Annotated in this window: 16 protein-coding genes; 11 read left to right on the forward strand and 5 right to left on the reverse strand. The window is 53.5% G+C overall.

Features of this window, described 5'->3' with window-relative positions:
• Positions 1–476: 476 nt before the first annotated feature.
• From ACZA91_RS13975 to ACZA91_RS13985, 3 genes are all read left to right on the forward strand, one after another.
• Positions 477–875, forward strand: a complete 399-nt coding sequence (locus ACZA91_RS13975) for a DUF2358 domain-containing protein (RefSeq protein ID WP_463182843.1) — start codon at positions 477–479, stop codon at positions 873–875.
• A 106-nt stretch (positions 876–981) separates the two neighbouring features.
• A complete protein-coding gene (locus ACZA91_RS13980) occupies positions 982–2,172 on the forward strand; it encodes a TRC40/GET3/ArsA family transport-energizing ATPase (RefSeq protein WP_099532551.1) in 1,191 nt (396 codons plus the stop codon).
• A gap of 508 nt (positions 2,173–2,680) precedes the next feature.
• Complete coding sequence (locus ACZA91_RS13985) at positions 2,681–5,014, forward strand: fused MFS/spermidine synthase (RefSeq protein WP_463182846.1); 2,334 nt, start codon at positions 2,681–2,683, stop codon at positions 5,012–5,014.
• A 49-nt stretch (positions 5,015–5,063) separates the two neighbouring features.
• Here ACZA91_RS13985 and ACZA91_RS13990 read toward each other — a convergent pair whose 3' ends face one another.
• The gene (locus ACZA91_RS13990; RefSeq protein ID WP_463182848.1) at positions 5,064–7,073 is read right to left on the reverse strand and encodes a peptidoglycan D,D-transpeptidase FtsI family protein; all 2,010 of its coding nucleotides are present in this window, start codon (positions 7,071–7,073) and stop codon (positions 5,064–5,066) included.
• Between the two features lie 185 nt (positions 7,074–7,258).
• On the opposite strand from ACZA91_RS13990, the gene ACZA91_RS13995 reads away from it, so the two are divergent.
• Positions 7,259–8,197: an NAD-dependent epimerase/dehydratase family protein gene (locus ACZA91_RS13995; protein WP_099532553.1), complete on the forward strand. Its 939-nt coding sequence runs from the start codon at positions 7,259–7,261 to the stop codon at positions 8,195–8,197.
• An 86-nt stretch (positions 8,198–8,283) separates the two neighbouring features.
• Here ACZA91_RS13995 and ACZA91_RS14000 read toward each other — a convergent pair whose 3' ends face one another.
• The gene (locus ACZA91_RS14000) at positions 8,284–9,771 is read right to left on the reverse strand and encodes a protein kinase domain-containing protein (protein ID WP_463182850.1); all 1,488 of its coding nucleotides are present in this window, start codon (positions 9,769–9,771) and stop codon (positions 8,284–8,286) included.
• A gap of 294 nt (positions 9,772–10,065) precedes the next feature.
• A complete protein-coding gene (locus tag ACZA91_RS14005; protein WP_099532556.1) occupies positions 10,066–11,055 on the reverse strand; it encodes a LysR family transcriptional regulator in 990 nt (329 codons plus the stop codon).
• An 830-nt stretch (positions 11,056–11,885) separates the two neighbouring features.
• Between ACZA91_RS14005 and ACZA91_RS14010 the strand changes: the two genes are divergently transcribed.
• From ACZA91_RS14010 to gmk, 5 genes are all read left to right on the forward strand, one after another.
• On the forward strand, positions 11,886–12,629 hold the full coding sequence (locus ACZA91_RS14010; RefSeq protein ID WP_099532584.1) for an NnrU family protein: 744 nt from the start codon (positions 11,886–11,888) through the stop codon (positions 12,627–12,629).
• Between the two features lie 155 nt (positions 12,630–12,784).
• Entirely contained in the window at positions 12,785–13,123 is a 339-nt protein-coding gene (locus tag ACZA91_RS14015; protein WP_234406677.1) for a thioredoxin family protein, read from the forward strand.
• A gap of 158 nt (positions 13,124–13,281) precedes the next feature.
• Positions 13,282–14,430: a quinone-dependent dihydroorotate dehydrogenase gene (locus tag ACZA91_RS14020; RefSeq protein WP_463182855.1), complete on the forward strand. Its 1,149-nt coding sequence runs from the start codon at positions 13,282–13,284 to the stop codon at positions 14,428–14,430.
• A 159-nt stretch (positions 14,431–14,589) separates the two neighbouring features.
• Positions 14,590–14,982, forward strand: coding sequence for a plastocyanin/azurin family copper-binding protein (locus tag ACZA91_RS14025; protein ID WP_199312255.1), 393 nt, complete (start codon positions 14,590–14,592; stop codon positions 14,980–14,982).
• 391 nt (positions 14,983–15,373) lie between these two features.
• The gene (gmk, locus tag ACZA91_RS14030) at positions 15,374–15,955 is read left to right on the forward strand and encodes a guanylate kinase (RefSeq protein WP_099532560.1); all 582 of its coding nucleotides are present in this window, start codon (positions 15,374–15,376) and stop codon (positions 15,953–15,955) included.
• Positions 15,956–16,214: 259 nt separating this feature from the next.
• On the opposite strand, the gene ACZA91_RS14035 is transcribed toward gmk, so the two are convergent.
• Positions 16,215–17,618 carry a tetratricopeptide repeat protein gene (locus ACZA91_RS14035; protein ID WP_463182859.1) on the reverse strand — a complete coding sequence of 468 codons (1,404 nt, stop codon included), beginning with the start codon at positions 17,616–17,618 and terminating at the stop codon, positions 16,215–16,217.
• Positions 17,619–18,324: 706 nt separating this feature from the next.
• Between ACZA91_RS14035 and ACZA91_RS14040 the strand changes: the two genes are divergently transcribed.
• Positions 18,325–20,655: a diguanylate cyclase gene (locus ACZA91_RS14040; RefSeq protein ID WP_099532563.1), complete on the forward strand. Its 2,331-nt coding sequence runs from the start codon at positions 18,325–18,327 to the stop codon at positions 20,653–20,655.
• 125 nt (positions 20,656–20,780) lie between these two features.
• Here the strand turns inward: ACZA91_RS14040 and ACZA91_RS14045 are convergent, their stop codons facing one another.
• Positions 20,781–21,119 (reverse strand): cupin domain-containing protein, encoded by a 339-nt coding sequence (locus tag ACZA91_RS14045; protein WP_463182862.1) that lies wholly within the window; start codon positions 21,117–21,119, stop codon positions 20,781–20,783.
• Positions 21,120–21,412: 293 nt separating this feature from the next.
• Here ACZA91_RS14045 and ACZA91_RS14050 point away from each other — a divergent pair, with 293 nt between their 5' ends.
• On the forward strand, positions 21,413–24,073 hold the full coding sequence (locus tag ACZA91_RS14050; RefSeq protein ID WP_463182864.1) for a M1 family aminopeptidase: 2,661 nt from the start codon (positions 21,413–21,415) through the stop codon (positions 24,071–24,073).
• Positions 24,074–24,132: the final 59 nt, after the last annotated feature.

Below are 24,132 nucleotides of genomic sequence, written 5' to 3' on the forward strand. Positions count from 1 at the left end.
ACGACTGCTTGAGATCACGTTAGCTCGGCTCTGATCATAGCAATTGCAATCACAAGTTGCTAGATTAATGGGCAAAAAATTGAATTAAGTTCAGCAATAATCAAGCAGAGCTATGTTAAAAGAATGCTCTAGAGTGAGTCATTGAATATTTTATAACTAAATAGTTATTTTGAGAATTATTGAATATTGTGCTTTAGAATTGACTTAAAAACGCGATTAAAAATTTATTGAGAAATTAATTTCAAAAAATCTCAGCAGAAATTATACTGAAAATCCATAATAAGAATAGCATTTTCAAGAGATTTTGTTCCGAAACCATGACCAAAGAGTGATTGTAGTGATCACAAAAATTCATCAATCGCCTAAGCTAAAAATCAAGGCCCATTTAGTGTGTTGGTTGATGAAACCAATTGAACGTTGGCTGTGATGCTGAAAATGCTCCCTGGATCAATATCGAGAATCAAATGAATAGACAGATGGACATAGAATCAGTTGTTGAAATTTTGAAAGCAGACTATCAGAAATTTCCTAAGGATCAAACATTTGAAATTTACGATCGGGAGGTTTATTTCAAAGATCCAACGAGCGAATTTCGAGGAGTTGATCGCTACCGAAAAACGATCACCTTTATTGATCAATGGTTTCAGGATCCTTGCCTCAGGCTGCATGAAATTGCCGTGACAACCGATCGCACGATCCGCACAGACTGGACTCTGACTTGGACTACACCAATCCCCTGGAAACCACGAATTTCGATCACCGGTTGGAGCGAGCTGGGGCTGAATTCCCAGGGTTTAATCAACTCCCACATTGACTATTGGCAATGTTCCATCTGGGATGTGTTGAAACAGCATTTTGCTCGCGCAAACGGTTGACAGATCGTGCAACCTACCTGAGACAGGCTTCAAAAAGCTTTACAAAAAACGCCATAATGGAGGCGCACTGGGCGATCGTCTCCTCCGAAACAAAGGCAATTCCATCATGCGCGTAATTTTGATGACCGGCAAAGGCGGAGTCGGTAAAACCTCCGTCGCCGCAGCCACCGGCCTGCGCTGTGCCGAGCTGGGCTACAAAACCCTCGTCCTCAGTACCGATCCGGCCCATTCCTTAGCCGATAGCCTGGATTTAGAGTTGGGTCACGATCCGATCGCGGTGCGACCGAACCTGTGGGCGGCGGAGTTGGATGCCCTGGCAGAATTAGAAGGAAATTGGGGCGCAGTGAAGCGCTACATCACGCAAGTCCTGCAAGCGCGTGGCCTAGAAGGTGTACAAGCGGAAGAATTGGCAATTTTGCCGGGAATGGACGAAATTTTCGCCCTGGTGCGCATGAAGCGGCACTACGACGAGGGTGAATACGAAGTCTTGATCATTGACTCAGCCCCTACGGGCACGGCCTTGCGGCTTTTGAGTCTGCCGGAGGTGGGCGGTTGGTACATGCGCCGCTTCTATAAGCCGCTGCAAAGCATGTCTGTCGCCCTGCGGCCATTGGTGGAACCGATCTTCCGCCCGATCGCTGGTTTTTCATTGCCGGATAAGGAAGTGATGGACGCGCCCTACGAATTCTATGAACAAATTGAGGCGTTGGAAAAGGTCTTAACCGACAGTTCCCAAACTTCGGTGCGGCTGGTGACCAATCCAGAAAAAATGGTGATCAAAGAATCGCTGCGGGCCCATGCTTACCTGAGTTTATATAACGTGGCAACCGATATGGTGGTGGCCAATCGGGTGATTCCGGCGGAGGTGAGCGATCCCTTTTTCGATCGCTGGAAAGCCGATCAGCAGAAATATAAGGATGAAATTCACGAGAATTTCCGCCCCTTGCCGGTGAAAGAAGTACCGCTTTTTTCTGAAGAATTGTGCGGATTGGCAGCGCTCGATCGCCTGAAGGAAACCCTTTACCCGAACAACGAAGATCCCGCTCAGGTTTATTACAAAGAAACGACCTTGCGTGTGGTGCAGGTGGACAACACCTACAGCCTGGAAATGTACTTGCCGGGCATTCCTAAGAGCCAGATTGAACTGAGCAAAACCGGTGATGAACTGAATGTTCGGATCGGTAACCATCGCCGTAACTTGGTGTTGCCCCAAGCCCTGGCGGCTCTGCAACCAACGGGCGCTAAAATGGAAGAAGATTACCTGAAAATCCGCTTTTCAGAACCCGCTAAGGTCTAGCGTTGATTATCTGGTTTCCGTTACCTCAAATCCTGAAGGCTTAAAAGTCACGAACCTGGAAAATAATTTCCCTGGAAGATCGTAACCCTGAAAGATCGTGATCTTGGCAGATTGTGATTGTGCGAAAGTGCGGGGGCAAGGGGCTTAAGCCCCTTGTCTTTTGGGGAACTAGGTTAAGATAATTTGGGCTAAGTAGGTGCTGAACTAAGATCAAATCGGCGTGCTCGGCATGGGCGACAGCAGCATCAGTGTTGGCCAGAACTGAGTAGTAGCATGACAGGCTTAATACATTGGGCCAAAGTTGCGGAGCTAGTCGTGGTAACAAGGGGCTTGAGCATCTTGCTGCTTAACGATCAGGTGACGATAACACCCATGTAATTTAACCCAGTAAGGCAGCTACGCTAGTAGGTAATAATTTGGTTTTATAAAACTTCCTTGGTTCACAAGAATCATGAAAAAAACAATATTTTCGGTAGCGCTCTTTGGTAGCGCTTTTTTACTATTTTGGGTGCAATTTATTGTTGCAAAAAGCCTGCTGCCTCTGTTGGGGGGAACACCGGCCGTTTGGAATGTTTGCCAGGCTTTCTTTCAAATGATGCTGTTGGCCGGCTATGGCTATGCGGCTTGGTTGAGCGATCGCCCGTCGTTACGCTCTCAGTTTTGGATCCATGGAGCTGTGGCGATCGGGGGTGGGTTGGCGCTTTGGAGTCAGTTCAACCAAGTCTTGAGTCAATCAACCATTACTGTCGATCGCCCCTTAATTACTCTGCTCCAAATTTTGTTTTTAGGAGTGGCTTTGCCGTTTTTTGCCCTTTCAGCAACGGCTCCCTTGTTGCAACGATGGGTATCGCAAACTCGCTTAGATTTAGGTAAGGATCCCTATGTCCTTTATGCTGCGAGTAATGCGGGCAGCTTGTTAGGCGTTTTGGGATATCCAGGGGCCATTGAGCCGCTTTTTTCCCTGATGGAACAGCGACAATTTTGGCAATTGGGCTATGGGGTTGAGCTGCTTCTCATTGGGGCCTGTGTGCTAATTACTTGGCGCGATCGCTCCGGGAGGTCTTCCAGTGATTCAAATGATTCAGAACAAGTTTTGCAATCAAAACAACAACCAAGATCAGAAAATTTTGGAGAACTAGGAGACTTTAAAAAGCTGGAGAATCTTGAAAACCTAGAAGAATTAACAACATTACCAGAACAATTAACTACCCTTGACAATACCCCAGCCAGCTCAAAAAATGGCGCAGTGGTTAATCGCCTGACGTTTGCTTCTGAGCCGGACAGCTTGCCAAACAAACCCTTGCAACCCACTTGGCGCGATCGACTCCAATGGGCCCTATTTGCCTTCTTGCCAGCCAGCTTATCGCTGGGTGTCACCACCTATGTCACCACGGATTTGGCGGCAATTCCCCTCTTTTGGGCAATTCCCCTCAGCCTCTATCTACTAACCTATATTGTCGCTTTTTCCAATTGGCGATGGAGCGCGATCGCCTATCCACTGTCGATCGCCAGCTTGCCATTGTTGGTGACTCCGTTGGTGTTTTGGTCGCGCTTGGATGGGGCCCAAAATTTGTGGGTGATGTTGCCATTTCACTGGCTGGGATTTGCGATCGCGGCCTTTGTTTGCCATCAAACTCTGGCGCTAATTAAGCCATCCGTAACTTACCTGACGCAGTTTTATTTCTGGATTGCTTTGGGGGGAGCTTTGGGTGGATCGTTTAACGCGATCGCTGCGCCCTACCTGTTTCCCACAACCCAGGAATATCCCCTGATTCTGATTTTGACGCTGCTGTCGGTGATTAACTCCCACCGCTTGCCCAAGTGGAGTTGGATCGCGATCGGGCTGGGGTTTGGCGCACTGCTAGCAGGAATTAATTTCAATCATCTGGCAGACTATTGGGCCGCCTATGGCGTTGCTTTTGGCTTGCTGGCCTCGATTGGTTGGGCGCTGCAATTGCGCAAAACTAAGATCATTTCTGCGGGACTGGCCATTATTTTAATGATGCAATTTTCCGTGGGCTTACGGGGCGAGGTGCTGTTAATTGATCGCAGCTTTTTTGGAGTGAATCGGGTGGTGCGCGATCGCTCAAGACAGGTCATGTCCTTGCTTCACGGCTCCACACTCCATGGCCAACAAAGCCTGCTGCCCCAACGGCGCGATCGACCGCTCACCTACTTCACAGAAACGGGCCCGATCGGGGAATTTTTTGCGGGGTTTAATCAATCTCGGCGCGATCGGGTGGCGGTTTTGGGCCTGGGCATTGGTACGTTGGCCAGCTATGCCCAACCGGATCAGCAATGGACATTTTATGAAATTGATCCCACGGTGAAGTTAATTGCTCAAAATCCCACCTATTTCAGTTTCTTGGAGCTGTCAAAGGGCAAGGTGACAGTGGAGATTGGGGATGGCCGTTTAAAAATGCAAACGGTGGGCGATCGCTCCCTGGATTTGGTGATTATGGATGCCTTTAGCTCCGACTCCATTCCCGTGCATTTAATTACCCGTGAAGCCATTGTCAGCTATCTCAAAAAACTGACTGATCGGGGCTTGATTTTGGTTAACATTACGAATCGCTATCTTGATCTGTTGCCTGTCTTGGGAGCCATTAGCCAGGACTTGCGCTTAACGGCGATTCATCGCTGGGATTTACGGGTTTTGGAAGCGGAAAAAGCAATCGGTAAAACCCCTTCCCATTGGGTGGCGATCGCCCGATCGCCCCAGAATCTGAATTGGTTAATCGATCGCCCCCAAACCCAATGGCAACCGGTTCCACCCCAACCCCCTAGCCAACTTTGGACAGACGATCGCTCCAGTTTGCTATCGGTGATTCGATCGCGCTAAATCCGTTCCCAAGTGGTCAGAAAATTGAGCGAACTTGATCTCTGAAAACCTATTGGGGCGGTAATCCATCGAGCGTAATAATCGATTCCAAAATTGGCTTAGCCGCCGGAGCCGCCACCACCCCGCCAGAACCACCCGGAGGTTCATCAAAAATGGTCATCACCACATATCGAGGATTTTCAACGGGAAAAATGCTGACAAAACTGGCAATGACAGCCCCGCGCCGATAGCCGCCCCGTTCATCTTGTTTTTGGGAAGTGCCGGTTTTGCCCGCAATCCGATAACCCGGAATTTGGGCCCGTTTGCCCGTGCCCTGAGACACTACGGTTTCCATCATTTTCAGCACCTCGCGGGTGGTGGCGGCGGAAAAGACGGGCATCGGTTCCGGGTGGGCCGGTTGCCAATAGGGTTGCCCTTCAACGGTGCTGAGGCTGTCCACAATGTGCGGCGTGACGAGTTTTCCCCCATTGGCCAGGGCCGCGATCGCCCGCACCAGTTGTAGCGGTGTGATGGCAACCCCTTGACCAAAAGAGGTGGTGGCACGGTCAATTTTGGAGGCTAAAAAAGTCTGACGATCTTTAATTTGACCAGGGGTTTCAAAGGGTAAATCAACCCCGCTAGCTTGATTAAAACCCAGGCGCTGTAAGTATTGATAAAACACCCCTGGATCTAATCGCAAACCAATCCGAACTGTGGCAACATTGCTCGAAGTTTGGATGACTTTGCTCAGATTCAATTTCCCTAGCCTGGCAAAGTTGAAATTGCGAATAATTCGATCGCCCACTTGCACCGAACCATTGTCATCAAAGGTGTCATCCAAACTCAACACCCTCGAATCCAACCCCATAGCCATCACCAGCGGCTTGAAGGTTGACCCCGGTTCGTATAAATCCGAAACCACCCAATTCCGGAAACGGGCAACATCCGCCTCTGAGTAGCGATTGGGATTGTAATTGGGTTCACAAACCAGGGCCCGAATGGCTCCCGTTTGCACATCCAGGACGATCGCGGCTCCCTTTTTGGCGCGGCTGGCGGTCATTTGAGCCTGCACGGCGGCCCGGGCGGCCCGTTGCAATCGCAAATCAAGGGTTAATTTGAGCTGTAAATCGTCTAAATAGGTCAACTGGTTCAGCCGATCGTTTTCCAGGCTGCCCAAGCGCGGCAGGGCATAGCCACCCGGGGCCCGTTCCAGGGTCACAGGACTGACCGATCGCGCCAACAGTCGCCCCATGGAATATTCCAAGCCGGTCTTACCTTGGCCGTCAAATAGGTTCACATAACCCACAATCTCCGCCGCCATCTCATCCTGGGGATAGACCCGACCGGGCCGCTCATGCAACTCCAGCCCATCCAAGGCCGTGCGCCGAATCCGTTGGGCCTGGTCTTCCGTCAGGGACTCGTGGAGCCGAATGCCGCTGCGGCCCCGCTCCAGTTTTTGGGCCACCTCCGTCACCGGTTCCTGCAAAATCGAAGCCACAAGGGCTGCCACCACGGATTTGGGCTTGTTGAATAGCTTGGGGTGGGCGTAGAGGGTGTAGGTGACCCGATCGAGCGCCAGCGCCACCCCGCGTCGATCGACAATTGAGCGGCGAGGCGCAAAGGGTTTGACTGTTACTCGCTGTTGAGCGCGGGCCCGGTTGGTGAGGGTTTCGCCCTGAACGCCCTGTAACCACACCAACCGCAACACCAACCCCGCCACAGCGGCCAGCAAAACGCCGCCCACAACCGTCACCCGTTGGCGAGACGGGTTCACCTGGCGTGGGTCGGGCAACTGGGCGCGAATTTGCCGCCAGGTTTGCTCCCATTTTTGGGTCAGTGAGTCATCCCGATCGGGCGTTGGCCCCAACCAAGATTGAGGGCGCGATCGCGGGCGTGATCGGGCGCTGGGGCCCGGCTCACCGGAGCGATCGCCCCGTTTGCGAAATGCTTTGACGTTGAACGCTTCCAAGGGCCAATCTTCTCCTGCTCCTTGCCAATCGGCCGCCGATCCAAAGCTGCGGCGCGATCGCGCATCCCGATCGCCCGAGGCAGCATCTTCAGCGGGGTCAAACCGACTCATGGGCAGGCACAATCAATCGCAAGCGGTAACAGATCAAATCTTAAGGGGCGGTGGAGCGTTTGTGTGGGGAATAAATCGATAAAATAGCCTCGTCGCTGTGGTCTCAAAGCTTCCGGGCTATTTCTTTCCCCAATTTTGTTTTCCAAGCGATCAATACTCCATTTTTTGAAAGGTGCAAGGGATTTATGCGTGTTTTAGTGATGGGTGGAACGCGGTTTATTGGCGTTTATCTGACCCGATTACTGGTGGAAAAAGGTCATGAAGTCACCCTGTTGAATCGTGGTCGCAAGCCCTCGCCCGTTGAAGGTTTGGAAGTGATTCAGTGCGATCGCACCCAAGGCGATGAATTGAAATCAAAGCTAGCCCATCGCCACTTTGAATGGGTGTTTGATAATAACGGTCGCGAACTCAGCGACACGCAACCGCTGGTGGAAGTGTTGCGCGGTAAAACCGAGCATTTTCTCTACATGAGTTCGGCCGGTGTTTACCTAAAAACCGACCAATTGCCCCACTGCGAGGCAGACCCCGTTGATCCCAAAAGTCGTCACAAGGGCAAACATGAAACGGAAAGTTATTTAGCCCACCATGATGAACCTTTCACATCATTTCGACCCACCTATATCTACGGGCCCCTGAATTACAATCCGCTGGAATCTTGGTTTTTTGATCGGATTGTGCGCGATCGCCCAATTCCCATTCCCGGCAACGGATTACACATCACCCAACTGGGCCATGTGGCTGACTTGGCTAGTGCAATGGTGGCGGCGGCTGGTAACCCCAAAACCATTGGCAAAATCTACAACATTTCGGGCGATCGCTACGTCACGTTCGATGGCTTGGCGCGGGCCTGTGCATTGGCTGCCGGTAAAGATCCGGAGCAATTGCAACTGATTCATTACGATCCCAAGCAATTTGATTTTGGCAAGCGAAAGGCTTTTCCAATGCGCGTGCAGCATTTCTTTGCCAGCAATCAACAAGCAAAACAAGACTTGGGATGGCAACCTGCCTACGATTTGGTTTCTGGGTTGCGAGATGCGTTTGAAAATGATTACTTACCGTCGGGAGCCGATCGCGCGGAAGTGGACTTTTCGACTGATGAAGAAATCGTGAAAGCCTTGGCTTAAATCTGCTGAAAATTCTCGCGAAATCGTGGGAGACAAGGGGCTTCAGCCCCTTGTCTGGTTGTGTTGAGAATGGCCATGGATTCTGATTAGGGTCGAGTGCGACCTGTGAGCAGAAATCCGAGGCGAATGATGCAGGTGATGATGACGCAAACCAGCCCGATCGCCCCGGCCAGCACGATCAATTCCAACAGGGCTAACCCGTTTCGCAACAGAGGAATCAGGCTGACTACCCCGATCGTAATCACCGGCAACAGCAATAAATCCCACCGCTCGATCGTCCGCGACTGTTGCAGCGCCACCAAAATAATCAGCAACCACAGGCCCGGCACGGCCGCCTCAATGCCGAACAATTGCCCCAAACTTTGCCCAAAGTTCCAAATTAATGTGCCCTGAACACCAGTAAACAGGCTGTGGCTGATCCACTCGCGCGTGCTGAAGGGTGTGCCCGATCGCGCCTTGCCCTTGCTGGGTTTTGGGGAGGTGGCGGGTTGCGGTTGGGTTGGCGCTGGAGGATGGGGCGCAAGGGGGGCGGGGCCGGCGGCCATGGGCTGAGAGGTGCTGAGTTTGGGTGGCACGCTCAAAATTTGCAAACTGGGCTGGCCCGCGCCGGGATTCACCAACGGCAAAATGGTCACCTGATCAAGCCGCGCCAGCACCTCTTGGGCCGAGCTGAACCGTTGATTGGGCGTGAGCTGCACCAGCCGATCGAGCACCACGGCCAACTCATCGCTGACCGTCACCCCTGATCGCCAGCGCCATTGGCCCTGAAACGAGTCATAAAGGGTTTCAGGCGCTTGCCCCGTTAACAACACCAGGCAAGTGACCCCCAAGCTATAGAGATCCGTGGATGGGAAAACCATCCCGCCGGTCACCTGCTCCGGCGGCGCAAATCCGGTGGAATAGATGCTGGTGGACTGGTTATTCGAGCCTTGGGCCGCCAACCGCACGGAACCAAAATCCAACAAAAACAGCCGCCCATCCCGCCGCCGCATCAGATTTGAGGGTTTGATGTCTCGGTGAATGGCTCCCCGATCGTGAATGAAATGCAGCACCTTCAGCACTTCTCGCAACACGATCCGCGTTTCTGCCTCTGAGAAAGGGCCCTGATCTGCTAGCTCCTCTTCCAGATTTTGCCCGTCAATGAATTCCTGAACAATGTAGAAGTAGTCCTGCGTGCGATCGCCTGTTGGGGTGGGAACCGTGAGCGGAAAAAAGGCGAACAGATCCGGAATTTGGGGATGCTCATGGCCCAAAGATTCCAGCACCGCCGCTTCCTTCACAAACAAAGATTGGGCCAGGGCTAGGCGATCGCCCTGAAGGTCGGCCGGCGGCAAAAACTGTTTCACCACGCATTTACGGGTTGCGGGGGTGTAGCGATCGATGGCTAAATAAGCCGCTCCGAAGCCGCCCTGCCCCAACAGGCGAATCGGCAAATAGCGACCGCCCAAAATTTGCGGCATTCCGCAGCGCGAACAAAACTTTTGCCCCACAGACACCAGGGTCTGAGGGTGATCCAGATCGGGAAACTCGTTCCGGGGGCGATCGCACCCCGGCCGCGTGCAGTAAACCTCCATGGGGATTGCCTTCGGTCGCTGCCTCCAGTCTAAGCCAGGGGCCGCAACGGCCGGCAATTATTCCCCAGAAGGTCGATGGTTCAGGTTTCTGATCAACTTTCTGATCAACCGGTTTCTGATCAAAATTTTAAAATTGGTTTCCGATTTGGTTGCCTATTGTTTTTTGATCACTTGTTTTCTAAAAATCGGTTAATCCAAGATTGATTAGTTTGAAATTGATTAGTTCGAGATTGATTAATCCAAGATTAATTAACCCAAGATTAATTAGCTTGAGAGGGATTAATGCCAAATTGACTAATCCAAACTAATCAGCATTTCCGGCTCCGGAGAGCTAGGGACGCTCGGGGGCGGTGGATATAAATCGGCCGAAGCAAAATGGGGCAAAATGTCGCGAGTGAAGGCTTCTGCGGCCTTGGATCGATAGCGGTTGGGGTTGGTAATCACCTTGAGGATTCGTTCAACCCGGAAGTTTTCGATTTGGCTGCGGTGGAGGTGGCCTAATTGCAGTTCTTTTTCGATCGCCGCTACGGAGACAAAGGCCGCGCCGAGACCTGCTTGAACTGCGTTTTTAATGGCTTCGATCGAGTTCAATTCCATATCTACCTTGAGGCGGCGGGTGTCAATTCCCGACTGACTCAAGACCGTATCAATCACTTTGCGGATGGTGGATTGGGAGTCAAGGGCAATGAAAGACAACCCATAGAGATGTTCCCGATCGATGGGATCAAGCTGGGCCAAGGGGTGCTGAGGCGGCAAAATCAGCGCCAGCTCATCGCGGGCATAGGCCAACACTTCCAAGGACTCTTGCAGCTCGGCCGGCACTTCGCCGCCAATAATGGCCAGGTCGATTTGGCCATTCGACACGCTCCAGGAGGTGCGGCGGGTGGAATGCACATGCAACTGCACCCCCACCTCGGGATATTTGTCGTGGAACATGCCAATCATCCGAGGCAGCAAATAAGTCCCGGTGGTTTGGCTGGCCCCCACGATCAGGGTTCCACCTTGGAGGTTTTGCAAATCTTTGATTGCCCGGCAGGTTTCCTGGCAAAGGGTCAGGATCTTTTCGCCGTAACTCAGCAGCATGTGGCCTGCTTCGGTTAGTTGGGCCCGGCGACCGCCGCGATCGAACAGGGGCACATCCAATTGGCGCTCTAGGTTTTGTACCTGCAAGCTCACCGCAGGTTGCGAAACATAGAGGCTATCGGCGGCCCGCTTAAAGCTCCCTTCAGCGGCGATCGCCTTGAGGATGCGGAGTTGGTCAAGCGTGAATGGCAAATCGGACATAGACAGTACTACAGCCTGGAGAAAGCCATCGAGTGGAATGGGATGGAAATCGATCGGGAGTTGGCGAAGAAAGCCGTTGCTGCAAGATGTCGTGGCGCGATCGAGTGAAACGGCACAGGGCGAAACAGCACAGGGCGCAACAACACGAGGCGAAACAACACAGGGCGAAACAGCCTTTTGGCGGAAGGTTGCACTGGGAAGAGTCCCCAACGACAACCATCAGGGCCCGGGCCAAATTCACAGGCCCACCATTCTGGAGAAAGGAGGCGTGAATCGAGAGGTTACGGGGCGACTGAACCGTAGACAGTGAACCTTAGGCGATCGAACGGTGACAAATGATCATCAACCTAGGATCTCATCTCGACCTAGCCGCACGATCGCCCGTTCTTCATTATTCTGAAGCAGACCCCCACCATTTGATTAAAAACATTTATGAGAAAATTTCGGTTCCCTGATAGACCCAGGATCAAACACAGCACCAATCCCTGCGGCGCACCGACCAAAAACCGGTAAATTCCTATCCTGGAGCGCTGAGGCCGGTTGCTGCCGTCTTCCAGCCACCTTTGGGGATCTCCAACTCTCTCTGGGGTTGTTTCCAGCTATCTTTGGTTGTTTCTGGTGATTTCCAGCAATTTTCGGGGCGATTTCTGGCGCTCTCGGGTCACCTGTGGCGATTTCCAGTCACTTTTGGTCATTTTTGATTATTTCGGGTTTTGCCCGTTTGGATCACCGATCCTCCCTCTGCCCTCACTGCCGATTGCGTGATTGATTGCATCATGATTTCCATTTTCTCCCTCGGATTTACTGGATCGATCGGCTCGATCGGGGCAATGAGTTCCCTCCTGGGTTTGGCCCCTTGGCTCACTCCCGCCTGGTTTCCCGCCAGCCATTGGATCATGCTGGGTTTGTTGGTGGGGTTTGCGGTTTTGCACAGCGGACTAGCAGCCCTGCGGATCAAAGGCGAAGCCCTGATCGGCGCGCGGGCTTACCGGGTGTTGTTTGCCTTGGTCAGTTTGCCGGCCGCGGGATTGTTGATTACCTACTTTTTCAACCATCGCTACGACGGGATCCAACTTTGGCAACTGCAAGGAGAAGCCTGGGTGCAGCCAGTGGTTTGGATCTTGTCGGCCATTTCATTTCTGTTCCTTTATCCGGCCACCTTTAACCTGTTGGAAGTGGCCGCCGTCGCCAAGCCCCAAGTTCACCTGTACGAAACGGGAATTATTCGGATCACTCGCCATCCCCAGGCGATCGGGCAAATTATTTGGTGCGTGGGCCATGCCCTTTGGTTGGGAACCAGTTTCATGATGGTGACCTGTGCCGGTTTGATTGCCCATCACCTGTTTGCAATTTGGCACGGGGATCGGCGCTTGTATGGCCGCTATGGCGATGCATTCTTAAAAGTCAAGGAACGCACATCAATCATTCCTTTTCGGGCAATTTTTGACGGCCGCCAAACCCTTCAGCTTGCGGAATTTTTGCGTCCGGCCTATGTGGGGGTCACGGCCTTTGTGTTGGGATTTTGGTGGGCCCATCCGGCGCTCATTCGGCTAACGGCTAGCGTAAACTGGTAGGTATCGATCGCCGGGGACAGAGGACATTTCTAGATTGGTTTGCGTGACTAGCCTTCCTGAAATGTGCCAAATTCCCGGCGATTTTTGATTATTTTCGTTTATTTCTCGTCCAGCGTTTTTTAATATTTCTTTGCCGGTTCATAATGCTAGATACCATGGATGACTCCAGCTTCGATCGGGAAGTGCTACAAACGCCCGGTTTGGTGTTGGTGAACTTTTGGGCCCCTTGGTGTGGATTGTGTCGTTTGATTGATCCCCTCCTGAATAAGCTGCGATCGGACTGGGGTGAGTCGATCAAGTTGGTTAATGTCAATGCAGACAGCAATCTGAGATTAGCCAATTCCTATCGCCTCACCACCCTGCCGACGGTGATTTTGTTTCAGGATGGAAAACCAATTTTTCGGCTCGATCGCTTTGAAGGCAAAGAAGAGTTTTTGCGCCACCTAAACCGCGCTGTGAATCAAGTGGAATTGTCTCGATCGCTTACGTCCTAAGCAGTTTTCAAGCCGCCGTCGGTTCAAAGCCCCCTAAAACCGCCGATTGCGTCCTTGGCGACTTGATTGGCGACTTGCGCGATCGGGGTGGGTCTGCTCTGCTGTTGGCGAACTCAAGCCCGCATCAGTCTCTTGTTGCCGTCTCTTGTTGCCGTTTTATGGATTGGTATCGCGTCCTTCGTCCGTTGGTGTTTTCGCCCTTGGCTCCTAGCCCCGAACGGGCCCACGACCAGGCCATGGAGTTATTGCAAGGGTTGGCTCAGTTGCGGCGATCGGCCACGGGGCGATCGATGCTCGCCAACCTGCGCCATTGGTTCACTGCCCAAACACCGGAACTGAGTCAAACCCTTTGGGGCTTGAAGTTTGAGAACCCCGTGGGCCTGGCGGCTGGTTTTGACAAAGATGGGGTAGCCGCCGGGGCTTGGGAGCAACTGGGGTTTGGGTTTGCGGAGTTGGGCACGGTGACGCTCCATTCCCAGCCGGGCAACCCGCAACCTCGGCTCTTTCGCCTGCTGCCCGATCGCGCCGTCCTGAACCGAATGGGATTCAACAACCAAGGGGCTGCGGCGCTGGCTGAACGGCTGGCCGCCCTTCGCCCTTCCCCCTGGGAAAATCCCAACATCCCGATCGGGGTCAACCTGGGCAAGTCCAAAATCACTGAATTGGAAGGAGCCGCCGCCGACTATTTGGGCAGCTTCCGGCTGCTGAAGGATTGGGGCGATTATTTCGTGGTGAATGTGTCTTCGCCCAACACACCCGGCCTGCGATCGCTCCAAGATGCCGATCGACTCGGGGAGATTTTGGACAGCCTTCAGCAAGACAACCAAGGCCAGAAGCCCTTGTTGGTGAAAATTGCGCCAGATTTGGAATGGAGCGCGATCGATGACGTAGTGGGCCTTGCCCAGCGCTTTGGCCTAGCAGGGGTGATTGCCACCAACACCACCATCCGCCGCGACCAACTGCAAACCAAAACCCTGAAGCAAACGGGCAATCCAATCACCGCCGAAGCCGGGGGCATTAGTGGCCAACCCCTGCGCGATCGGGCCACGGAAGTCATTCACCATATCTATCGCCAAACCGCTGGCCAACTGCCCATTATTGGCGTGGGCGGTATTTTCAGCGCCGAGGATGCCTGGGACAAAATTGCCGCCGGGGCCAGCTTGGTTCAGGTCTACACCGGCTTTGTCTACGAGGGGCCGGGACTGCCCCGCCGCATTGCTGAGGGCTTGGCGGCCAAGCTGGCGGAGCGTGGCTGGTCATCCATCACCCAGGCGATCGGCTGTGGTCACGGTTCCTTGGAGCAATAAGCTCGATCAAGCTGATCAAACCCAATCGATCTGACCTAATCGATCTGACCTAATCGATCAAATCGAATCGGTCGAAGGAAATTGGTCAAAACCAGCACCGTTGCTACGGGAGAGCGATAGAATTCAACCTGTAAAACCCCTTTCATGAGTTTTTGACCAATGAAAGCTTGGATGAAATCGATCGCCCGTCGCGCTAGCCTGCTGGTGGCTGCCGTCGCTCTGTTTGCTGGTGTGTTGTTCGCCGTGGCTCCCAGCGCCCTGGCCGAAACCCACAGCGTGCAAATGACCAACCTGCTGAAGTTCTCCCCTGAAACCGTGACCGCCAAGGCTGGCGACACGATCGTTTGGTCGAACCCCGCTGGTTTGCCCCACAACGTGGTGTTGGAAGATGCCTCGAAGTTTGACGCGGCTGAAGTGAAGAAACTGGGCCAACTGTTGGGCAAAGGCGAAGCTGGCTTCACCCTGCCGAGCGACCTGCCTGCTGGCACCTACAGCTACTACTGCGCACCTCACCGTGGCGCTGGCATGGCCGGCAAGATTGTGGTTCAGTAACCACCGGCTAATTTATTAGGCTAATGACATTGGCTGACTACACTTTGTGGCAAGCCAGATAGCCCCAAGAATGCGATCGAGCGATTATGGAAAATGCAACCATGGGCCTAGTGCCTAAGGGGCTAAAGCCACGCTCAAAATCGCTAAAACTGACAGGATGATTGGGATCTAGGCTGATGGACTAGGAGCGACCTGGCTCCATCACTTGACAGGCTTTCGGTTGACGAGTTCTTGATTGATAGGTTTTTAATTCACGAGGTTTCGATTTTGTAGATCAGCTTAAGTTGGCTTCAGTCGGCTTTAGGTTGGCTTTAAGTTGGCTTTAAATCAGCACTGTTTTCCCTTGATTGAGACCAGTATTAATGCATTTGAAGATCGGCGCGCAACTCAAATGGCGAACGGAACGCTAACGGTATTAACAGGCCCCAGCGGCGTGGGTAAGGGCACATTGGTGAAGCTGTTACGCGAACGCCATCCCGATTTGTATTTATCCGTTTCTGCCACCACGCGATCGCCCCGTGACGGCGAAGTGGACGGGCAGGATTATTTTTTTGTGTCGCGCGATCGGTTCATGGCCATGGCCGAAGCGGGTGATCTGCTGGAGTGGGCTGAGTTTGCCGGTAATTGTTATGGAACCCCGCGCCAACCGATTGTGGAGCGTCTGGCGCGGGGCGAGCAGGTGTTGTTGGAAATTGAGTTAGAGGGAGCGCGTCAGGTCAAAACCACGTTTCCCGAGGCGTTTCGGGTGTTTGTGTTGCCGCCGTCGCTGGATGAGTTGGAACGACGGTTGCGATCGCGTGGCCAAGATGCCGAAGCAGCGATCGAGCGGCGTTTGGCCCGGGCCCGCGAGGAAGTGGCCGCTGCCGATGAATTTGATCAGCAGGTGGTGAACGACGACCTAGACAAGGCGCTGATTCAACTGGAATCGATTATGTTCTCCCCGATCGCAACCCCTGTGGCTGGCGAAAGCTGATCAACCCTTTCGTTGCCAGTTCCCAAAGCCAGTTCCCAGACTTTTCGCGAGTCGAAATTATGGGTCTTTGGGGCCTGTTTTCATTGCCCCAATCATCGTAGGGGTTGGGTCTCCCAACCCTCACCCGGGCGATCGCCACAACCCTGTCCACCCCTGGGAACACCCAAGGATTACGGGAATGGGCGAGGAGACCTCGCCCCTACGACTGATTGTTTGAAGAACGAGGTCATCAGGGTTTCAGGCGATTTGACGATGGGCCCTAATCCTCCGGGAGGTCATCCCGTTCCAGGTCATAGAGCACCTTTTCCAAATACCAATCCTCATCCATGTTGGGGTAATGGTCTCGGGCCCGATCGAGCAAGGTTTGTGCGATCGCTTCCTGGCCGCCAACCCGCCCCAACAGCCGCTGCCAAAGGGGATTTTGGGACTTTTGGGGCAACCCCGGAGACAGGTTCACCGGCTGTTGCAACATCTTGAGTTGTTCCAAGGTGGCGCGATAGCGTTCCCAGTCGTTGCGATCGCAAAACAAGCTGGCGGCGGTTTGGTAGTCCTCGATCGCCTGCTTCAGGTTTTCTTGGCGAACGGCCGCTTGGGCCCGCAACAACAAAATGGCGGGCCGATCGCCCCCCAACTCTAATGCTTGGTTATAGTCCCCGATCGCGGCGCTGTAGTTGCCCAGTGCCTGTTGGGCATCGCCCCGCGCCAACCACAGCAGCGGATTTTGGTCATCTTGGGCTAAGGCTTGATCTAAATCCGTCAACGCCCCCGCCCGATCGCCCATTTCCAGCCTGGCCCTGGCCCGGTAACGGTAAAGCGTGGCATCAGCCCCACCCCCTTGAATCGCCCGGTTGCAATCCGCGATCGCCCCTTGCCAGTTGCCTTGCTTAATGCGCACCGCTGCCCGACAGGCCAGCGCCTTTGGATCCTGTGGATCCAACTTCAGGGCCCAATCTAACTCCGCGATCGCCCCCTGCACATCTCCCGACTCCGCCCGGTTCAGAGCCTGGGCATAGAAGGCTTCTGGGCGCATCATCGCTCCCACGGGTGCGCCCGCATTGGGTGTACCTGTATTGGATGTGCCCGTGCTGGATGTGCCCGCAGTGGACGCACCCGTGGCGGTGGCCTGCAAACTGGCCAACGTGGGCGGCGCATTAAACGGGGGCAACGGTTCCGTCAGCACGGGCGGACTGGCGTTGGGTTGTAGCTGCTTCAGTAAATCCAAACATTGCCGGGCCCCCACGGGATCGCGGCGATCGAGATAAAGCTCCGTCGCCTTGCGCAGGCTGACGATCGCGGCGGCAAGATCTCCTCGCTTGCGCAGGGCCGTTGCCTTCAGTTGGTGGGCCGCTGGATTTTGGGGATTGAGCTGAAGCAGGCTGGCTAAATCATCCAACGCTCCATCAAAGTGATCCAAAACCACACGAACCAAGGCTCGACCATAGAGAGCCGGTTGATAATCGTTCGCCAGTTCGATCGCCCGTGAATAGTCAAAGGCAGCCTGTTGCAATCGGCCCATATCAAAATAGGCCAAACCCCGCCGGTAATAGGCTTCAGACCAATGGGGATCCGCCGCAATAGCTTGGTCAAAGCAAGCGATCGCCGCTGCTTGGTCGCCTTGTTTTGCCTGCTCGATGCCCTCCCAAAAGGCCGCATTATCAGTCATCACGCCGCCTCGCTGATCACATACCGACCGCCATCATTAGGGCAATCCTAGCAATTGGTAGAGAGCTTGCGGTGATTTGTATCAATCCATACGGATTTTGAGGCGAACTTTCTTGGGTTGCCGCCCCCAATTCCTCAACAACAGGGCTGATTATCAATACCCCTTGGTGAAGACCGGGCCAACCCACTCATAATAAATGCGGAGCTGTTGATTGCTGGTTAGTCCCGCCGTGTGGTGACTGGCCACTCGGCTTGGTGGTTGCTGCAAGCTGTCCACCGCTCGATTCATCCAACAACTGATTCAGCAGTCCATCCGGTAATCCAGTCGGTGATTCAATTCGGCGATTCAATGGGAATTCAATAACGAGCACCTCAGTTCGTGCATCTAGTCGGAGATCTGGAGATCTAGTACATCGGGAAATGCATCAGGCAATCCATCAGGGTCTTGGGATGAATGGGTTAGGATCAGGTGATCGCGCGGCTCTGTGCGGCGATAAACAGCCCTAGCACTGTTTGAGTACTGATTTTGGATATTAATTTGGATATTAGTCGTGATCAATTAGCCCCAAGCCGCCCGCTTACCTCTTAGCGATCGCTGGGGACGTTGCTCATGGTCAGCCGGCCCCATCGGCCCAAACACTGCATCACGGCTGCCAAAAACGATTCAAACGATTTCACTGATTCAGGCGTTTGCTTTTTCCTATCCTGTGCTTGATTCTCACCAAATTATTCCCGCTGTCCGTTCCCTGTCCCTGGGCGAAGCTGGCTACCTTGCGGCAACGCAAGCGCTGGTGATTTCAGCGGACAAAACTATCGCAGACATGGTGCAGCATCTTCAGGGAATTCACCCATCGCAGATTGCTGAATCACAATTGATTGTGCTGGTGTTGCCGACGGCCCAGGGCGAGAAGCCGATCGGGGTGCTGACGGTGAGCGAGCTGGCCTGGGCCGTGGCGACCCAGCGGGAATTGGCCACCTCTGCCCTCATGAGCCTGGCTAGACCACCCGTGACCTTGCCCGCTCAGACCAATTTGCAAACCGCTTGGGACACGTTTCAGGCTCAAAAATGCGCCTGGTTGGTGTTGCTAGAGGAGCAGGGAGTTTTTGCGGGGGTTATTTCTCGTACTGCTTTGCTGGAAGCGGTGGTGGAACGGGGCGGCCTGGCTGGTCAGTTGTCAGAACCAGCCCCAGACTCAGACTATTCCCCGCTAATTTGTTCGCAGCCGGTGCATGGCTACTGGTCTGCCGGTTTGACCCATTTCCTGGGACAAGTGGGCGATGGGGTTGCCCAAGTGGTGAACGATGGGGTTTGGGAATGGAACCTAACGACCGATCGCCTGGTGTTGTCGCCTCGGTGGAAGGCCCTGTTGGGCTATGGCCCCTCGGAGTTGGCCGATGAGTGGGCCACTTGGGAACAGCGGCTCATTGAGGAAGATCGATCGACCCTGAACAATCTGCGGCAGGCGGTGCAGGTGAACCAGGCCAACTGCATTCAACTGATTCAGCGGTTTGAGCACCGCAATCAAAACATTGTTCATGGCCTGGTGCGGGCGGTGCGCCACAGCGCGGTCAACGGGGAAGATATCCTTTGGGGAGTCCTGACGGACATTAGCGAATTGGCCCGCACCCAACAAGAACTGGCGGATATTCTCGACAGTTCGATCGATGGAATTGCTGCCCTGCGCACGATTCGCAACGGGGCCGGGCAAATTGTGGACTTTTTGTGGACGGCGGTGAACGCCTCGGCCGAAATGGTGCTGGGGCGATCGCGCAATCAACTGCTGAATCGACAACTGCTTGATCAAGTGCCCCTTGTGCGCCAAGACGGCCTCTTTGAAGCCTATGTGCGGGTGGTGGAAACTGGCCAAGCCTTCAGTCGATCGCTCCGAATCACCCAAGTTGACGGCCGCGATGCTTGGTTGCAACTCACGGCGGTGAAATTAGGCGACGGCCTGACCCTGACTTTTCGGGATGTGACCCAAACCAAGCAGGCCGAACAGGTGCTTCAGGAAACCAATCAACAACTGGAGCGACGCATTGAGGAGCTGAAGTTTCGCAACCGCGAAATGGCGCTGCTGAGTGAAATGATTGATTTCCTGCAGGTTTGCGTGACCGTGGAGGAAGCCTACACCGCCGTGGCTGACCTGGTGCAAGCTCTGTTTCCCGGCTGTTCCGGGGCCCTGTTTACCCTGGAATCGACTCGCGTGGCCCTGGAGGCGGTGGCCACTTGGGGCCCTGACCCGATCGGGGAAACCCTGTTCTATCCCGATGATTGCTGGGCCCTGCGTCGTGGCCGCATCCATTGGGCCGAGCACAAGCACACGGGGTTGCTCTGTCGCCATGCCCACCCCCTGGGATCCCAAGCGGAATCCCTTTGTTTGCCAATGATGGCCCAAAGCGAAACCCTCGGACTGCTATATCTTTGCACCCCGCAGCACGATTCCCTTTCGGCTCCAAAACAACAGCTCGCCCGCACCGTGGCGGAGCAGGTGGCCTTGGCCATTTCCAACCTGCGATTGCGGGAAACCCTGCAACAACAAAGCATCCGCGACCCGCTCACCGGTCTCTATAACCGACGCTATTTAGAGGAAGCCCTGGAGCAAGCGGTTTGTCGGGCCCGGCGCGATCGCTCCCCGATCGGGGCAATCATTTTGGACATTGACCATTTCAAACAATTCAACGACACCTTTGGCCACGATGCCGGGGACTTGGTGTTGCAGGAAGTGGCGCAATTTCTGCAAAGTCGCATCCGAGGTTCCGATATCGCCTGTCGCTATGGTGGCGAGGAAATGACACTGATTTTGCCCGGAGCCACCCTCGAAGAAACGGTGCAACGGGCGGAGGTGATGTGCCAAGAGCTGAAGTATTTGTCCTTGCGTCACGGCGGGCAAACCCTGGGGGCAATTACTGCCTCCTTTGGGGTGGCCAGCTTTCCGCAACATGCGGTTACCGTAGCCACCCTGTTGCAAGCGGCCGATGCCGCTCTCTATCAAGCGAAATGGGCCGGGCGCGATCGAGTTGTTGTGGCCCAAAGCTAAAAGAACCCAAGGTTAAAAGAACCCAAGGTTAAAAGTCGTTTTTGAAATCAATCTTGAAAGCAACATTTCGGGGCTAATCAAGCCTCAAAAACGATAATTCATCCCCTCTCATCAGAGCGCAAATTTCAATAAAAAATTGCTAGCCAAATGGTTTCCACATTCGGGTCTGTCCAAGCAACCCGATGTTTTTGGTGAGCAGGAATATTGAAATAGTCGCCAGGCTTTAGCTCAACCCTGCCTTCCGGTAGTTCCAAATGGGCACGACCTTGAAGCACCAAAACCCATTCGGATTGCGCTTGGTCGTACCAAAACTCAGGTTCCGATCGGTGTCCCTTTGATAAAATTCGCTCAATTTTGATCTCGGGAGTTTGCAAAATCGTTTCAAAGATCTCTTCGGGTAACTCGATCGGAAGATTTTGAAAGAGGTTATTGGTGAATAAATGATTTTGAGAAGTGCTTTTCAATAAGCAGCGATCTTGTATCTGGTTGCTGGGTTCGTCACAGCTCATAACGTTGACTATTCCTAGATTAGCCGATGGGCCGGGTTTCAATTGGGTTCAACTCCTAGCCATCTTGTAATCTCTACCATTGATCTTGCCCTAATTTTCTGATGGTTATGTTAAAAATAACTACGGCGAGTCTGGGATGAGCCAATAATTTTTGTGCCCAAGACCATCAATAATTTGCCAAGCTGGCTCAAATCGTTCAATTTGTCAGCAATTTTTCGCTAGTCCATCATCGTTAGGGGCAATCCACCATGTCGCGGAATCGGTTTTTGGAAGCATTTTGGGGTTTGAGTGCAGATGAAGTGCGATCGTTTCAACTTCCCGGAGCCAAGCCCCACTATCTCCCCGATCGCCCGGTGCGCACGCAACATGTGGCCCTTGATTTGGTGTTGGATATTCCCAATTGCCAGGTCACGGGAACTTGCTCGATCGACCTGTTGCCCGTACAAGATGGAGTCGATCGCCTGGAATTAGATGCGGTGGCGATGCAAATTCAAGGGGTGCGAGTGGGCAAAACCGCCCAGAAATTTGAGTATGACGGCGAAAAATTAGCCATTACCCTTGCGGAACCAACCCAGCGCGATCACCTCTTTAAATTAGTCATTGACTATCAATTAGATCGTCCCCAACGAGGCATCTATTTTGTGCAGCCCACGGCGGACTATCCCAATAAAAATGTGCAAGTTTGGACTCAAGGCGAGGACGAAGATTCTCGGTTTTGGTTTCCCTGCTTTGATTTTCCAGGGCAACTCTGCACCTCCGAAATGCAAGTGCAAGTGCCCAGTGGTTTGCTGGTGCTTTCAAATGGAGAGCTGATTAATCAGACCACTAAGGGCAAAACCACCACTTACCATTGGCATCAAAAACAGCCTCATCCGGTTTATCTGTTTACCCTGGCTGTGGGAGATTTTGCAGAGATTAAGGATGAGTGGCGCGGCCGACCTGTGAGCTATTACACCGCTCAGAATCGGGCTTCGGAAGCCCAGCGCACCATGGGCAAAACGCCCGCGATGATGGACTTTCTCAGCGAAAAATTTGACTATGACTATCCCTATAGCAAGTATGGACAAGCTTGCATGGAGGATTTCATTTTCGGGGGTATGGAAAACACTTCCATGACCCTGTTAACCGATCGCTGTTTGTTAGATGAACGAGCAGCGATCGATAATCGTAATTCCGAAGCTTTGGTGGTTCATGAGCTGGCTCACCAGTGGTTTGGCGATTTGCTGGTCATTAAGCATTGGTCTCATGCTTGGCTGAAAGAAGGCATGGCTACCTATTCCGAAACCCTCTGGACTGAGCATGAATATGGATCGGAGGAAGCGGCCTATTATCGCCTGGGTGATCAACGGGCCTATTTAGGGGAAGATCGGCGGCGCTACCGGCGGCCCATGGTGACCCATGTTTATCGCGAGCCGATCGAACTTTATGATTGCCATACCTATGAAAAGGGCGGCTGTGTTTATCACATGCTGCATCAGGAATTGGGCGATGATTTGTTTTGGAGATCAATTCAAACATTTGTCAAAAATCATGCCTTTGGTGCCATCGAAACGATCGACCTCTTGCGAGCGATCGAACAGACAACGGGTCGCAATTTGTTGTTTCTGTTTGATCAGTATGTGTTTCGAGGAGGCCATCCTGATTTCAAGGTTGCCTATAGCTGGGATGGGGAAAATAACATTGCAAAATTGACTGTGATCCAAACCCAAGCTAAGGAAGGGGATTTGGAGACGCTGTTTAATTTAAAAATTCCGGTGGCTTTTGCAACCCTCAGCTATGAAGCAGCCAGCCCCGCTCCGAAATCGAAAAAGTCAAAAAAAGCGGCAGCCCCCGCCCCCAAGGTCACGTTCAAAACCGTGAAGCTGGCCATTCACGATCGGGAACAAACCTTCTATTTCCCCTTGGAGCAAAAACCAGATTTCGTCAGTTTTGATCCGGGGAATCATTGGCTCAAAACGGTGGAGCTAGATTATCCGCTGCCGGAATTGAAAGCCCAATTGCAGTTTGATCCTGACCCGATCGCCCGGGTGTTTGCGGCTAAGGCGATCGCCCAAAAAGGCACGCTGGAGGCCTTGAATGCTTTGGCCCAATCCCTGACTCGCGATCGCTTCTGGGGGGTGCGTGCCGAGGTGGCCGATCACCTGGCCACCATTGGCTTGGATGGGGTGTTGGCGGCCCTGAAGCCGGGGTTGAAGGATTCGGATCCCCGCGTGCGTCGATCGGTGATTCAGGCCATTGCTTCCCTCAAAACCGAGGCGGCTTATTCGGTGCTGGAGCCGATCGCCAAAAAGGGTGATGCCAGCTATTCCACCGAGTCGGCGGCCTTGGCGGCCATCGGGTCGATCGCGTCTGCCCAACCGGCCTTGGCCGATCGGGCGATTACGCTGCTCAAATCTGCCCTGAAAAAGCGATCGGGCTGGAATGAAGTGGTGCGATCGGGAGCCATCAGTGGCCTGAGCGCCCTCAAAACCTCCGCCGCCGCCCTGGAACTGATTTTGGAAACCAGCCAACCGGGCATTCCCCAAGCCCTGCGCTTGGCGGCCATTCGGGCCCTGGGCGCGGTGGCCAACGGTCAAGAAGCCCCAGCGGTCGATCGGGTCTTGAATGGGCTGCAAACCTACGCCCGCGAGAGCTTTTTCCTAACCCAAGTGGCGGTGGTGGCTGCCCTGGGACAAATGGAAACCACCAAGGCGATCGGGATTTTGCAAGGGTTGGCCAGTCAGTCGCCCGATGGCCGCGTGCGCCGGATGGCAGAAGAAGCCGTGAAGCGAGTGCAGCACAATGCGGGTTCCGATCGCGCCTTGGATCAGGTACGCCAAGAGTTAGATCAACTGAAAAAAGACAACCAAACCCTGCGATCGCGCCTGGAAGATTTGGAAGCCAAATCGAAACCGCAACCCGCAAGCTAAGGGCCATGGCGCTCGATCGCGCTCAACGGGATGCTCTCAACGGGACTGAGAACGCTCTG

The organism is Limnothrix sp. CMB-01 (assembly GCF_055193175.1).

Excerpts from the sequence above, each read along its gene's own strand:
- ACZA91_RS13975 (WP_463182843.1), top strand. The coding sequence starts at position 477 with ATGGACATAGAATCAGTTGTTGAAATTTTGAAAGCAGACTATCAGAAA.
- ACZA91_RS13980 (WP_099532551.1), top strand. The coding sequence starts at position 982 with ATGCGCGTAATTTTGATGACCGGCAAAGGCGGAGTCGGTAAAACCTCC.
- ACZA91_RS13990 (WP_463182848.1), bottom strand. The coding sequence starts at position 7,073 with ATGAGTCGGTTTGACCCCGCTGAAGATGCTGCCTCGGGCGATCGGGAT.
- ACZA91_RS13995 (WP_099532553.1), top strand. The coding sequence starts at position 7,259 with ATGCGTGTTTTAGTGATGGGTGGAACGCGGTTTATTGGCGTTTATCTG.
- ACZA91_RS14000 (WP_463182850.1), bottom strand. The coding sequence starts at position 9,771 with ATGGAGGTTTACTGCACGCGGCCGGGGTGCGATCGCCCCCGGAACGAG.
- ACZA91_RS14005 (WP_099532556.1), bottom strand. The coding sequence starts at position 11,055 with ATGTCCGATTTGCCATTCACGCTTGACCAACTCCGCATCCTCAAGGCG.
- ACZA91_RS14010 (WP_099532584.1), top strand. The coding sequence starts at position 11,886 with ATGAGTTCCCTCCTGGGTTTGGCCCCTTGGCTCACTCCCGCCTGGTTT.
- ACZA91_RS14015 (WP_234406677.1), top strand. The coding sequence starts at position 12,785 with ATGGATGACTCCAGCTTCGATCGGGAAGTGCTACAAACGCCCGGTTTG.
- ACZA91_RS14020 (WP_463182855.1), top strand. The coding sequence starts at position 13,282 with ATGGATTGGTATCGCGTCCTTCGTCCGTTGGTGTTTTCGCCCTTGGCT.
- ACZA91_RS14025 (WP_199312255.1), top strand. The coding sequence starts at position 14,590 with ATGAAAGCTTGGATGAAATCGATCGCCCGTCGCGCTAGCCTGCTGGTG.
- gmk (WP_099532560.1), top strand. The coding sequence starts at position 15,374 with ATGGCGAACGGAACGCTAACGGTATTAACAGGCCCCAGCGGCGTGGGT.
- ACZA91_RS14035 (WP_463182859.1), bottom strand. The coding sequence starts at position 17,618 with ATGACTGATAATGCGGCCTTTTGGGAGGGCATCGAGCAGGCAAAACAA.
- ACZA91_RS14050 (WP_463182864.1), top strand. The coding sequence starts at position 21,413 with ATGTCGCGGAATCGGTTTTTGGAAGCATTTTGGGGTTTGAGTGCAGAT.